The organism is Sphingomonas aestuarii, assembly GCF_054457155.1.
The window spans coordinates 44917-59007 of record NZ_JBTKVV010000007.1 but is presented as its reverse complement, the minus strand read 5'-3'; the positions used below and the strand labels follow the sequence as shown (position 1 = coordinate 59007).

11 protein-coding genes are annotated in these 14091 nt (G+C 67.3%); all 11 read right to left on the bottom strand.

Translation table 11 applies throughout. The features are described from left to right. Nucleotides 1–14: 14 nt before the first annotated feature. Entirely contained in the window at nucleotides 15–743 is a 729-nt protein-coding gene (gene recO, locus ACX0GZ_RS12840) for a DNA repair protein RecO (protein ID WP_458817044.1), read from the bottom strand. A gap of 136 nt (nucleotides 744–879) precedes the next feature. After that, entirely contained in the window at nucleotides 880–1797 is a 918-nt protein-coding gene (locus ACX0GZ_RS12835) for a GNAT family N-acetyltransferase (RefSeq protein WP_458817042.1), read from the bottom strand. Next, nucleotides 1794–2747: a polysaccharide deacetylase family protein gene (locus ACX0GZ_RS12830; protein ID WP_458817040.1), complete on the bottom strand. Its 954-nt coding sequence runs from the start codon at nucleotides 2745–2747 to the stop codon at nucleotides 1794–1796. The genes ACX0GZ_RS12835 and ACX0GZ_RS12830 overlap by 4 nt, the downstream gene beginning before the upstream one ends. A 178-nt stretch (nucleotides 2748–2925) precedes the next feature. Beyond that, entirely contained in the window at nucleotides 2926–4080 is a 1155-nt protein-coding gene (locus ACX0GZ_RS12825) for a DUF1501 domain-containing protein (RefSeq protein ID WP_458817038.1), read from the bottom strand. Nucleotides 4081–4084: 4 nt separating this feature from the next. Then, nucleotides 4085–5566 carry a DUF1800 domain-containing protein gene (locus ACX0GZ_RS12820; protein WP_458817036.1) on the bottom strand — a complete coding sequence of 494 codons (1482 nt, stop codon included), beginning with the start codon at nucleotides 5564–5566 and terminating at the stop codon, nucleotides 4085–4087. 157 nt (nucleotides 5567–5723) lie between these two features. Next, the gene (locus ACX0GZ_RS12815) at nucleotides 5724–6893 is read right to left on the bottom strand and encodes a deoxyguanosinetriphosphate triphosphohydrolase (RefSeq protein WP_458817035.1); all 1170 of its coding nucleotides are present in this window, start codon (nucleotides 6891–6893) and stop codon (nucleotides 5724–5726) included. Beyond that, a complete protein-coding gene (locus ACX0GZ_RS12810; RefSeq protein ID WP_458817033.1) occupies nucleotides 6893–8833 on the bottom strand; it encodes an SPOR domain-containing protein in 1941 nt (646 codons plus the stop codon). Before ACX0GZ_RS12810 ends, ACX0GZ_RS12815 begins: the two co-directional genes overlap by 1 nt. A 425-nt stretch (nucleotides 8834–9258) precedes the next feature. Further along, nucleotides 9259–10776 (bottom strand): cell division protein FtsZ, encoded by a 1518-nt coding sequence (ftsZ, locus tag ACX0GZ_RS12805; RefSeq protein WP_458817031.1) that lies wholly within the window; start codon nucleotides 10774–10776, stop codon nucleotides 9259–9261. 123 nt (nucleotides 10777–10899) lie between these two features. Beyond that, a complete protein-coding gene (ftsA, locus tag ACX0GZ_RS12800) occupies nucleotides 10900–12159 on the bottom strand; it encodes a cell division protein FtsA (protein ID WP_458817029.1) in 1260 nt (419 codons plus the stop codon). A 32-nt stretch (nucleotides 12160–12191) separates the two neighbouring features. After that, complete coding sequence (locus ACX0GZ_RS12795; RefSeq protein WP_458817027.1) at nucleotides 12192–13082, bottom strand: cell division protein FtsQ/DivIB; 891 nt, start codon at nucleotides 13080–13082, stop codon at nucleotides 12192–12194. After that, on the bottom strand, nucleotides 13079–13987 hold the full coding sequence (locus ACX0GZ_RS12790; protein ID WP_458817135.1) for a D-alanine--D-alanine ligase: 909 nt from the start codon (nucleotides 13985–13987) through the stop codon (nucleotides 13079–13081). Before ACX0GZ_RS12790 ends, ACX0GZ_RS12795 begins: the two co-directional genes overlap by 4 nt. Nucleotides 13988–14091 lie beyond the last annotated feature (104 nt).

Genomic DNA, 14091 nt, shown 5'->3' with positions numbered 1-14091 from the left:
TCCGCTTACCCCCCTCAAGCTGCCCTTTTCAGCCGTTCGACCAAACGTTCGCGCGCCGCGAGTGCCTCGCCCGTGCGCCCGATCAACAGATCGCGCGCCAGGAAATGTCCGGTCAGCGCCAACCCGTCGAGAATATCCGCCCATTCCGCCGCCCCGCCCGCGACCAGAAACGCGGGCAAGCGCAGCAATTTCGTCTCATGGCCGACCGCCGCCCCGGCACCGACCGCGCCTCCGCTCTTGGGGCTGACATAGCGTAAATCACCGCGCGCGCCGGTCACCACACACTCGTCCAGCGCCAGGCCGAAGCCCAATTCCGCCAGCAGCAGCAGTTCGTAGCGCACCAGCGCCACCGCCCAGCCCCGCGCGGCCGGCGCCGCCTCGATCGCGCCGAGCAGCCCGTCCAGCCCTGCATGGATCTGGCGATAGCCCTGCCCCTCCGGCAAAGTCGCCGCGGTCAGCGCGCTCGCCCAATCGAGCGCGGCGGCGGCCAGCGGTTCGGAATAGAGCGGCGCACGGCTGGCGATCAGTTCGACCGTAAGCCCGGCCAGTTGCTCGTCCGTCCGCGCCCGCCACTCCCCGCGCACGACATTGGCAGGTTGCAGGATCGGGCGAAGCTTGCGCGAATGCCCGCCGCGGACATAGCCGGGCTGGACGCCATCCTCGGGCGTCAACGCCCGCACCACCGCCCCATGCTCGCCATGCGCGCGAACGGACAGGATGATGGCAGGCGCGATCAGGTGCATGGGACGCTTTTATTGGCACGCCGGGATCGTCATTGCGAGCGCCGCGAAGCAATCCAGCGGCCCCTTGCGACACATTCTGGATTGCTTCGCTTCGCTCGCAATGACGGGCTTATAGGCAGCCCGCATTTCTCAACAACTACCCCCGCCGCAAGCGCTTCGCGACGGCCTCCAGCCCGAGCCATCCCACCGCGCGCTTCGCCAGCGCGACGCCGCCGTCGAACCCCGCCAGCCCCGCCGCCGCCGCACGATTGCCCAGCGTCGGGGCGAGCAGCAACAGGTCGCACGCCGCCACCCCGCCGGTCGAAAGCGCCCGCTTGTGCTGGCCTTCGCCTTCGGTGAAGTCGAAGCGGATCAGATCGTCCTCGCCGAGCAGGTCGCGCATCGCCTCGACATGCAGCACGGCGCCGGGCGACAGGTCGGCGAATTGCGGATCATGGCCGACATATTCGTAGATCACCGTGCCCGCATCGATCGGGCAGTAGAGATAAGCGGCGGGCTGATCGGCGACGTAGAGCAACCACGCCCGTGCCGTGCCGCCTGCGCCGCGCTCCGCCATTTCGCGGAGGAACGGTGCGTCGGTGGGCAGGCCGCAGTCGAGCAGCTTTTCCTGATAGGTCTTGGCCGAAACCCCCCTGGCAATCGCATGGAAGGCGGCGAGTTCATCGGCGCTGCGATAGCGTTCGATCCGCAACTGCCCGCCGCTGGCGCTCGCCAGCTTTTTGGCCTTGCGCTTCATCTGGCTGCGGGTGTTGGCCGACAATTGCGCCCAATAGGCATCGAACCCGCCCGACAGATCGGCGAAATAGCGGGTGTAGCGTTGCCGCACGCGCGGGATCATGCCGCCCGCCGCCCACGCAAGCGCGCCTGCCCGCTCGGCAGGAAGCGAGGTTACCACATAGCCGTCCGCGCCCGCAGGCAGCGGCGGCAGCACCGGCAACCGCCCGTCGAGCGCCTGATCGAGCGTCAGCGGCACCCGCACCAATGCCTTGTCGAGCGTGAACAAGGTCCGCGCGCCGATGCGGAAGTTGAGGCCGTCGGACATCGCCAGCGTCATGCTGCGCGCTCCTCGACCCAGTTCGACCAGAGCTGTTCGGCCTGCCGCCAGCGCGTGCGCAACTGGCTGGGACCGAGTGGCTGGTCGTCCTGCCCCAGCCGCAGCACCGGGCGGTCGGCGAAATGCATCGTCGGCAGGGTTTCGCGGCGCTCGGCGAGTATCTTACACAGCCGCTCGAACCGCGAACGGTGGACGCCATTGGCTCGCGTCCCCGCGCGATTGGCGAGTTCGAAGCCGTGGCCGACAATGGTGACAGCGGCATGGGCTTCGCGTGCGGCATGGTCCAGCGCGGCGCGCATCTCGCCTGCCGACAGTGCACAGATCTGGAAATGGCGCAGATGGCCGGGCGTGTCCTCGATCAGCGTCACCGGCACCTCGACGATCCCGCGATGCGCGACTGGCGCGATCTGGCGCACCGGTAGACCGATATTGCTGGGCCAGGGATGTTCGGAGCCATTATGGCTGCTGTCATAGGCAAAGCCGAGTTCGACCAGCGCGTCGATCGTCGCGTCGTTCGCCGAATAGCTACCGCTGCGGAACGCCACCGGTTCGGGTGCGCCGCACGCCGTGAGCAGGTCACGCGCGCGGGCGATCAGATCGCGTTGCGCGATACGATCGAAGTCGATCAGTTCGAAGCTGCCGTGTTTCGCCCGGTCCTGCGCGCTCGCCCCGGCCCAGTTGGGATGGAGGTGAAGCTGCACTTCCTGCCCCGCCGCCTGAATCGCATCGACGACCCGCGCGATCGGGTCTGGACCGAACACCATCGCCGGCATCGGATCGACGAAGAAGGTGGCTTTGAGCCCTGCCCGCCCCAATTGCGCCAGTTGCCAGCCCACACCCACCCCCGCAGGCTCCAGCGACCGCGCCGCGATTTCCGCGACCGGCAAGCCCGCAGCGTGGTGTCGCCACATCAATTCGGTATCGATGGTGATGAAGACAGGCGTCGGCATGCTGCCCGGTTAGCGGCAAGCCGTGAAGATTCGGCAAATTCGCGCGACTGAAACGACCAGCCGTCATTGCGAGCGTAGCGAAGCAATCCAGGGCATCGAATACGGCATTGGATTGCTTCGCTACGCTCGCAATGACGTAAGTGGGCAATGGCGCCCGCCCCTCCCCGTTCGTTTGGAGCTAGGCCAGCCCCTCGATCGCCTGCACCTTCGCACTGTCCGGGAACAGCGCCGTCATCGCCCGCGCCGGGTCCAGCCCATAATGCGCCGCCACCGCGCTGGCGATGAACGCGTCCAGCCCCATCGTCGGCTTCAAATCGCGGCCTTCATAAAGCGCCGCCTGACCCAGCCCCGGCCAGTCGGACAGGACACGCCCGCCCTTCACCGCGCCGCCAACCAGCATTGCGCTGGCTCCCGTGCCGTGATCGGTGCCGCCGGTGCCGTTGACCGCAACGGTGCGCCCGAATTCGGTCGCGACCAGCACCATTGTCTGCCCCCAGGCATCGCCCAGCCCCGATTGCAGCGCGCCGATCATTGCATCCAGTCCGCGCAACTGCGCGCCGATCCGCGCCCGCTGCCCGGCGTGCGTATCCCATCCCCCAGTCTCGATCATCGCGATCCGCGCGCCATTGCCGGGGGTCATCAGCCGCGCCGCGAGCGCGCCGGTCGCCGCCGCGTTGCGGCCATTGTCGGCGGCCAGATCGCCTGCCAGCAGCCGCGTCGCGGTCGCCTGTTCCCAGATGCCGTGGAGTTGCGCATCGCCCTGATAGAGCATGGCGACGCGCTGGAGCAGATCGTCCGACGCATCGGGGAGGTTGGAGGGGGCGTAGGACGCGACCTCGCGCTCGCCACGAAGCGCCATCGGCACGGTGGCGGCGACCGCGATCGCGCGGGCGCTTTCGCTCGGCAACAGCGCGAGCATGCGGTTCATCCACCCGTCCTTGCGCGCATAGGCCCGGTTGCCGCCCGATTCGAGGACGTTCTGCCCGTCAAAATGCGACCGGTCGCGATAGGGCGAAGCGATGGCATGCGCGAACAGTGCCTGTTTGGATTGATAGAATTTGGCCAGCCCGCCAAGCGACGGATGCAGTGCGAACATCGGATCGATCTTGTGCGCGGCGCTGCCTGCGAAATCCTCCGCCAGCGCACCCCGAATACCCGTGAACGCCGGATCGCCGATTGGCGCGAGCGTGGAAAGGCCGTCCGCCGCACCCCGCTGGATGATGAAGACGAAGCGCTTGCTGGTCGCCGCCTGAGCGAATGCCATGCGCGGGGCGAAGGACAGCGACAGCGCGCCTGCCGCACCGCCCAGGATGAATTTGCGTCGATCGAACATGGGGTTACCTCCGCAGCATTTCAGGGGAGACGAGCATCAGTGCCAGACCCTGCGCGGGACTTTCGGCGCGCGAAATGGCCTGCGCGGTGGCATCCGACAGTGCGTCCGGAAACAATTGCGCGGCGCGGGCGCGGGGATCGACATCGCCCCGGATTTGCGACGCGATGCGCTCCGCCGCCTCGACCCGGCGCATCAGCGCGTCCGGCCCCGCCCAGCTGGCGGCGATATCGTCATAGCCTGCGGGGGAGCCCGGTCGCCACACCGGCTGGCCGAGCTGGGTGAGAAGCCCCGTCATCGCCTGCCCGTCGACGCTTTGCGCGCCCAACGCCCGCATCGACGATACCGACCATTCCCATGGCGTCCTGAATTTGGGCGCCCCCGCCACCCATGCCTCCGGCGCGTCGATCAGTGCGCGATAGACGGTGGGCAGGTCGCCGCCCGACGACAGGAACGCGCGCTCCAGCCTGGCGACCAGCGGCGCGGGCGGCGCATCGCCCGCGAAATGCCGTGCCAGCTTGGTCGAAATGTGTTTCGCGGTCGCCGGATGCGTCGCCAGATCGGCGAGCACCGCATTCGCCTGCGCCACGCCCTGCTGGTCGTAATTCTTGCCGAGAATCGTGCGCGCGCCGGGCTCGTGCAGCCGGGGTGCGAACACGAAGCTGCCAGGCTCGCCGCGCGTTCCCGCGATCCGCGCCGCCTGGCCGTTACCGATTCCCGCCACCGTCCACCCGGTCATCGCCCGCGCAAACTCGGTCACATCGGCCTGCGCATAGCCGCTGCCGACACCCATCGTGTGCAATTCCATGATTTCGCGCGCGAGATTCTCGTTCAGCCCGACCCGGCGCACGCCCCGCCCCGCGACTTGCTGGCCCAGCGGGCTGTTCGGTCCGACCGACTGCGCCTGATCGAGATAGAGCAGCATCGCCGGATGCCGTTCCACCGCCATCAGCATATCCGCGAACGTGCCCAGCACATGCGGGCGGATCGCGTCGAACTCCATCGTGCCCGCCAGCCCGACCACGGTCAGCTTGTCGGCGGAAACGGCAAAATGATTGGCCCAGAAATGCACAAGCCGTTCGACGAAGGGCGCGGGCGTCCGCATCGTCGCCTCCATCCGCGCGCCCACCGCATCGATATAATGGCCGCGTCCGTCGGCGCGGGTTTCGCGGGCGGCATCCATGCGGATCGATCGCATTGCCGGGTTGCGCTGGCGCTGGCCGGGCATGGCTGCGGGCTGCATCGTGGCGGACGGTTCGGCCTGCATGCCGCCCGCCTGCCGCAACTGCATCCGGCCCTGGCGGAGTTGCTGGAAATAATCCGCCAAACCCTGCGCGACCGCCACCGTGGTCGGCGCCGCGGCGATGGCGGGCGGTCGCGGCTGGTATGCGTCGAACTGATCCAGCAACCAGCGTTTCGGTTGCACAGGCGGGGCCTCACCCGGTCGGCCGCCGAGCGCGAAACGATTAAGGGCGATACTGGCTTCCATCGCGTCCACCTTTCCCGGTTTGGCTGAGGAAGATGCGCCGCATTTGTCGCAGAATTATGCCGAGCAGGCGGTTGGTCGCGGGTTTGGGGCGGCCAACCTCCGCCAACATTAGCGCCCACCCCTCCCGTTAGGCGCAAGCAGGACGCACGAAACGCGCCTAAAACCCCTCCGGCAACTCGATCGGCCCGACCACCTCGCGATAGCGCGACACCGCGTAGCGATCGGTCATCCCGGCGATGAAGTCGGCGATGTGGCGGCTGCGTTCGGGCTCGCCATCCGGCATCCGGTCGCGCCATTCCGCGGGCATCGTCGCGGGATCGGCGGCATAGGCGGCGAACAGTCCCGCCACCACCACCCGCGCCGAATCCGCAGCGGCCAGTTGCCGCGGATGGTGATAGAGATTGGCGTACATGAACCGCTTCAGTTCGCGTTCGGCATCGCGCATTTCGCCGGAAAAGCCCGACAGGCATCGGCCCGCCGCGCGCACATCATCCGCGCGCTCGATGCGATGTTCGGCCAATCGGCTCCGCGTCTCCTCGATCAGGTCGTTGACCATCGCCCCGATCTGCGACCGCACCAGTTCGCCCACCAGCCGCTCGCGCGCCACTTCCGGAAACCGCGCGCGCACCGCATCCCACCCGCGCGCGATCAGCGGCACCGCCATCACCTGATCGAGCGTCAGCAGGCCTGCGCGAATGCCGTCGTCGATGTCGTGATTGTCATAGGCGATGTCGTCGGCGATCGCGGCCACCTGCGCCTCTAGCGACGAATGCGCGGTCAGATCGAGCAGGAAATCCGCGTCCTCCGCCGCCAGCGCCCAGCCGGGTTCGAACACCGGGCCGTTATGTTTGGCCAGCCCCTCCAGCGTTTCCCAGCTCAGGTTCAATCCCGGCCACATCGGATAGGGGCAGTCGAGCCGGGTCAGCGCGCGCAGCGTGTGGCCGTTATGGTCGAACCCACCCGCGTCGCGGAGCGCTTCCTCCAGCGCTTCCTCGCCCGCATGACCGAACGGCGGATGGCCGATATCGTGGGCCAGACAAAGCGCCTCGGTCAGATCCTCGTTCAGCGACAGCGCGCGCGCCACCGTCCGTCCGATCTGCGCGACCTCCAGACTGTGAGTCAGGCGGACACGGAAATGATCGCCGTCGGGAGCCAGAAAGACCTGGGTCTTGTGGCGCAACCGGCGAAAGCTGATCGAATGGATGATCCGGTCACGGTCACGCTGGAACGCGTCGCGCGGCCCACGCGCGGTCGTGTTTTGTTCTTCGTGGCGACGGCCTCTGCTCGCGTCCGGGTGGGAAGCCCAGGGCGCGAGGCTCCGTTGCATCAGCGTTTGAGCGGTTCGATCTTCTGACCCTGTTCGCTTTCCCAGGCGAATGCCGAGATGCCGTCTTTTGCGATTGCGTTCACGAAGTTCTGCGCCTCTGCCGGAGTCTTGAATGGACCTGCCAGCAGGCGGTTAGTCGCGCGCAACGGAGTCGTCCAGCCCTGCTTGCCCTTGAACGCGGCGGGCGATTGCTTCGCCAAGCGGTCCCAGTCCTTGTAGAGATCGGCGGCCCGCGCCCCGCCCGCGACCTGGACCCAGTGCCGCGCCGGATCGGCCGGAGCCGCGGGCTTTTTCGCAGCCGGTTTGGGCGCAGGCTTTGCCGCTGGTTTGGCGGCGGGCTTCTCGACGATTTTTGCGGGGGGCGGCGTCTCGGCCTTGTCCACGGGCGCAGGCTCGGGCGCTGCATCGATCGGGCTCCCCGCGCCCATCGCTGGTGTTGCGCCCGGCATCGGCGCGACCCCCAACTCGCTGCCGGGCACCGAAATCCCGCGCATGATCCGCGCGAGCGCATCGTCCTCGCTCTCGGCGCGCAGGTTGGCGGGCGCGGTCGCGGTCGCGGGAGCGCTGACCGTGGCGACCGGCGCGGCGGCGGTGCCGAAACCCGGTTGCGCGGGCGAGGTCGACACCGGCGCGCTGGCCGCTGCGGTCGGTGCGCTTGCGACCGGGTTCTGGGTCGGTCGGCTGAGGCGCAGCACGCCTTGCGGACTGGTCGACAGCCGCGCGCCGACCGGGCCGTCATTGTCGGCAGCGGCGAGCGTTACGCCGGGTGCGGACGCACTCGGCACCGCCTGCACCATCGCGCCCGGCGGAGTCGAAGCGGAGGTCGGCGCGACCGATGCGAGCTGGGCGAGCGCGGCGCTCGACTGGCGCGCGGGCGGTGTCGGGATCGGTGCAGGTGCGGGTGCGGGTGCGGGTGCGGGCTGCGCCGCCGCCATCTGAACCGGCTCGCGCGCATCGGTGACGACGGCGGCGCGCACCGCGCTTTGCTGGTTGCGCTGCGATCGACGGCTCGACCGGTTGTCGGCCAGCTGGGTGCGGTCGCGCGTGCGCGTCGGGCGCGCGTCGGGCTGGCGTTCGGCCTCGCGCCGCGCATCGCCCGCATCGGCAAGCATCGTCGGCGCAGCGGGGGCAGCACCGATCGCAGGTGCCATCGACGCATCGGCCATCCGCTGCGGGGTGCGCTGCAATTGCCCGAAATGCCCGGCAAAGGCGCGGTCGCCCGGCGACAGCGCAGGCAGGCGGCGGAAAAACGGCGCGAGGTTAGGACCAAAACCGGGCATCATGCTGGCGGCGATCCGGTCGGCGGTGGCGAAATCGCCGTCCATCGCGACGACCATCGCCTGCACCCGCCATGCCTGACGATCGTTGGCGCGCAGCATCGTATCGAGCAGCCTGGCGGCTTCCTCGCGCTTGCCGCTGATCCCCAGCGACAGCGCCAGCCGCCGCGTAATCTCGTCATCGGCTCCGCGCGACAGCGCCAGCCGGTAATCGGCCTGCGCGTTCGCGGGATAGCCCATCAGGTCGTAGGCCAGCCCGCGATCCCCGGCATATTCCACCGGCGATAGCCCCAGCCGCTCGGCCTCCGCGAAATATTTGAGCGCCTCACCCGGTCGCTCCATCGCGACCAGCGCGCGCCCGCGCCCGGCGGCAACGCGCGGATTGCGCGGGTCGATCTTTTCGGCGCGCGAAAAGAACTGCATCGCAGCCGCCCCGTCGCCCAGCTTGGCGCTCGCCTCGCCCGCGCCGATCAGTGCGCGAAGATCGCCCGGATTGGCCGCCAGCGCCCGCATATGCGCCGCGAGCGCGTCGGCAGTCGGGGTCGACGTCGGCGCGATCATCGCCTGCGCGGCCACCACCGACGGCGCCGCAACACCGGCCAGCAACGCCAGCGCAATCGCACCCTGTCGCAAATTGGGGCGGATTCGGATTGAATGTCTCATGATTGCCCACCGTTAGAGCGGTTGGCGGCTGAACCGGCAATGACCTCGCGCAACCCCATCGGCCAACCGAGCCCAGCGGGCGACGAGATGCGGTCTGGGAACCGGAGAAGCACGTATCGTTGAAACCCCGTGGCCCACACGCGGGTGATCTCGCAGAACCCGCTGGGCACCTGATGACGCGACCTCAACGCGCGCACTTGCCCCACCCGTCATTCCCGCGAAGGCGGGAATGACGGATGGGTATAGAGACCCCGCTTCGACCCTTCCCCCCGCTTGTTTCAAGCCGAGCCGAGAAACGCGGACGGAGCGTTGAAGTCAGCGCTTTTCGACCCCGCTCGAAACGAACGGACAGAGCGCCCCACCCCAAAACACAAAAAGGCCGGGCGTTGGGCCCGGCCTTTTCGCGCTTGTCCCTGAGACGGGATTTACTGGTTGTTCTGGCGGTGCAGGAAGCGCGGGATGTCGAGCGGGTCGCGTTCTTCGCCATCGCTCGACCGGGCTTCGCGGCGCGTGGCGGCGGCCATGCGTTCGAACAGCGTGCCGCCCGCCGACTTGGCGGTGGGAAGCGGCGCTGGCGCTGCTTCCTCTTCGCGCGTGTCCGCGCCATTGCCCAGCCAGCGGCGCTGCGGGGTTTCGTCGCCCAGCACCGCATCGTCGACGAAGGTCGCGGCGGGCTTCGGCGCTTCGGCTGCCTCGGGCATTACCGCTTCGCCGCCCAGCAGCAATTCGTCGCCGTCCTCCGCCACTTGCGGGTCGACGAAGCTCGGCATCGGTGCCGTCGTTTCTTCGCTGCCTTCGGGCGCTTCGAGATGAAGCGGCGCATCGTCTCCGGTCGACGCCGATTCCGCGGGTGCCGCATCGGCGGCAAATGCTGCTGCGACCGGTGCTGCCGCCGCCTCGCGACGCGGACCGCCGAATGCGAAGCTGCGGGTCTGTGCCGTATCGCGCGCCTGGACCGGCACCGCGACCGCGCCTTCCTCCGCCTCGATGCCGGTCGCAACGACCGACACGCGGATCTTGCCTTCCAGGTCGGGATTGAACGCCGAGCCCCAGATGATGTTGGCGTCGTCGTCGACCAGTTCGCGAATATGGTTTGCGGCTTCGTCGACTTCGAGCAGGCGCATGTCCTCACCGCCGGTGATCGAAACGATGACGCCCTTGGCGCCCTTCATGCTGACGCCTTCGAGCAGCGGGTTGGCGATCGCCTTTTGCGCCGCCTCGATCGCGCGCGTGTCACCGCTCGCTTCGCCGGTGCCCATCATCGCCTTGCCCATTTCCTGCATCACCGACCGCACGTCGGCGAAGTCGAGGTTGATGAGGCCCGGCATGACCATCAGGTCGGTGATCCCGCGAACGCCCTGTTGCAGGACTTCGTCGGCCATTTCGAACGCTTCCTTGAAGGTCGTGTTCGCATTGGCGATCAGGAACAGGTTCTGGTTCGGAATGACGATCAGCGTGTCGACATATTTCTGAAGCTCTTCGATCCCGCTTTCGGCGGCCTTCGAGCGACGCTTGCCTTCGAACGCGAAGGGCTTGGTCACGACGCCGACGGTCAGGATGCCCATTTCGCGCGCGGCCTGCGCGATCACGGGTGCCGCACCGGTGCCGGTGCCCCCGCCCATGCCGGCGGCGATGAAGCACATATGGCTGCCCTCAAGCGCCTTTTGCACCTGATCGATCGTTTCTTCCGCAGCGGCGCGCCCGATTTCGGGGCGTGCGCCCGCGCCCAGCCCTTGTGTGATGTTCGCGCCAAGCTGAATGCGTTGCGGTGCCGACGACTGTTTCAGCGCCTGGGCATCGGTGTTGGCGACCAGGAACTCGACGCCCTGGACTTCTGCCCGGATCATGTTGGCGATGGCGTTGCCCCCAGCGCCGCCAACCCCGATCACCGAAATGCGCGGCGTCAGTTCATCGACGTCGGGCGGAAGGAATTCGATCGTCATCGTAAGAGTTCTCCCCGCGTGCCGTCCGTTACGCCGACGACACAAGATAGTGCGTTATTGCCCCGTGTTGCACGAACGACCCTACCGACTCTAGTAGCAAAGTCATCGTCGCGAAGCATATCCTTAATAATTTGTTTTGATCGCCGTCATCAGTCGCTTGAACATGGTGGTCGGGCTGGGCCGGGTCACGACCTGATGCGCCGCCTGAATGCTGCGAAGATCGACCGGATCGGCTGCGGCGAACATGGCAAGTCCGGCAAGCGTCGCAAAGGCCGGCCCCCCATGCGCTTCGGGCAAAGCGGTCAATCCGCGGGGCCGACCGACGCGGACGGTGCGCCCAAGCGCCTGTTGCGCATAGTCGGCGATGCCCTTCAATTCCGCACTGCCGCCGGTCAGCACGACTTGCCGCCCGACCGGATCGTCGAAATTGAGCTTGCGCAGTTCCTTCTGGATCTCCGCCATCAACCGGTCGAGCCGCTGGCGCACGGTCGCGATCAACTGTGCGCGGGTGATGCGGGTGCCCTCGACCCCTTCCTCGGCATTGACCGGCGCGACGTCGATCATGTCGTGATTGTCGCGCGGGCTCATATTCGCCGAGCCATAGAAACACTTCATCCGCTCGGCATAAGCGCGCGACGTGCCGAACGCGGCGGCGATGTCGTCGGTGATGTCCGCGCCGCCGATCGGGATTGAGGCAAGGCCGGTCAGTACCCCGCCCTGGAACACCGACACATTGGTCACACCTGCACCGATTTCGATCAGCGCCGCACCCAGTTCGCGTTCCTCCTCGGAGAGGCAGGCAAGCCCCGTCGCGACAGGGGCCGCGATGATCGACTTCACGTCGAGATGCGCCGAACGCACCGAAAGGTCGAGGTTGCGGACCGGCGATCCGTCGGTGGCGACGACATGGATTTCCACCCCCAGCCGGTCGGCGTGCAGCCCCAGCGGCTGCTTCACCCCCGCCAGCCCGTCGAGCAGATAGCGGGTCGGCTGCGCGTGCAGCACCATGCGCCCTGCCGGGTCGATTGCGTTACGCCCGGCCTTGAGCAATTCGTCGATGTCCGATTGTTCGACCCGGTGGCCGCCCAGATCGACCTCCAGCTTGACGATGTCGGAGATCAGGCCGCCTGCGGAAAAGCTGACCCAGACATTCTCGATGTTGAACCCGGCAATCTGTTCGGCCTGTTCCACCGCCTCGCGCACCGCGATTTCGGTCGCGGTCATGTTGGCGATGTAGCCGCGCTTGACGCCGCGGCTCTCGCGCTGGCCGGTGCCCAGCACCACCAGTTCGCCGCCATCGCCCTTTTGCGCGATCAGTGCCGAAACCTTCGACGATCCGATGTCGAGGACCGTGATCAACCCCTCGGGTGCCGTTTTCGCCATTTCCCCAAACTTCCCCAAATGCGGCCAGTTACTCAGCCGCCACCTTCACCTGAAATCTCGCGCGTCACCTGCCCCGGCATCCGCACCACCAGCCGCGTCGGATCACGCATGTCGAATCGCACATATCCGCGCCCCAGCAAACCCTGCGTCCCATCACGGCGTGCGAATTCGACCAGTGCCTTGGCCGCTTCGCGCTCGCCTTCGGGCAGCGCCAGCACTTCGCCCGATTCGAACCGCAAGTCCCACCGGCGGCTGCCCACCCAGGTTGCGGCCGTTACCTGTGGTTTCAGCGCGGGCGCGGCGGCGAGCAGACGCTGGAACGCCGGTTCCTGCGCATTCGCCCCTTCCCCGATCACCAGTGGCAGATCGGGCATCGCACTGGCCGCGACCGGTTCCAAAAGCACGCCGGTCGCATCGATAAGCATCAACTGGCCTTCATGCTGCCAGATCGCCGCAGGCTCTCGCTCGACGATGTCGATCACCAGCGTATCGGGCAGGCGGCGCGACACGCGCGCGTCCGCAATCCAGCCATAATCGAGCAGCCGTTCGCGCACCTGATCCAGATCGACCAGCGGCATTGCGCGCGATTGCTGGTCGAGCGCGATGGCATAGACCGACATGCGTTCCATCCGGTCGATGCCGGTGACCTCGATCTCCTTGACCTTGAAGCCTGCGCGCCCGATCCCCTCGGCCATCGCCGTTCCCGCCGCCCCCAGCGCGCCGGTGACCGATGCGATCAGCAGCGCCACCGCCCCGACGAAGCCCAGGATCGACCAGGTCGCGATCTTCCTAAGCGTCGCTTCCTCGAATGGAAGCGCGGCGATGGCATGATCCATCATCGATGCCTTGCGCGCGCGCGACCGCTGCGGCCGCCGCTTGGGGCTGACCTTTTTTCGAGCGGAGGGGCGGCGCGCGGCGCTCATGTCGCGGGCGCATCCTTCATCGCTTCATCGACGATGCGCTGGACCAGCTCGGGATAATCGATGCCGCAATGCCGCGCCTGTTCGGGAACCAGGCTGAGCGGTGTCATGCCGGGCTGGGTGTTTACCTCCAGCAGGAACAGCCCATCGACGCCGCGTTCATCATCCCAGCGGAAATCGGAACGCGATGCACCCTTGCAGCCGAGCAGCCGGTGCGCCTCGACCGCCAGCGCCTTGCACGCCTCGGCGATGTCGTCGGGGATTTGCGCCGGAAAGACATGCTGGGTCAGCCCGTCGGTATATTTGGCGTCGTAATCGTAGAAACCATTGCGGACGATCAGCTCGGTCACACCCAGCGCCTGATCGCCCAGCACCGCCGTCGTCAATTCGCGCCCACGGATAAAGGGCTCGGCGAGCAGTTCGTCGAATTCCTGCCACGGGCCCTTTGCCTCCGCCGAGATCGGGTTGCCCATATTGCCTTCGTCGGTGACGATGGCGACGCCGACCGATGAGCCCTCGTTGACCGGCTTCAGCACATAGGGGCGCGGGATCGGATCGCGTTCGAACAATTCCGCCGATTTGACGATCCGCCCGCCGGGCATCGGAATGCCGTGCGGGATCAAAGCCTGCTTTGTCAGGACCTTGTCGATGGCGATAACCGAGGTGACGAGGCCGGAATGGGTATAGCGGATGCCCATGAGGTCGAGCATCCCCTGCACCGCGCCGTCTTCGCCGGGGGTGCCGTGGAGCGCGTTGAACACGATATCGGGCTTGGCTTCGGTCAGACGCGCGGCGAGGTTGCGGTCCATATCGATCCGCGTGACGCGGTGCCCACGCGATTCCAGCGCATCGGCGACCCCAGCTCCGCTCATCAGCGACACCTCGCGCTCGGCGGACCAGCCGCCCATCAGGACGACGATGTGCAGGGGGTTACCCTCGGACACTGGCACTCAACTCCAAAACCTCATCAACGACATCCACATCGTCATTCCCGCGAAGGCGGGAATCCATA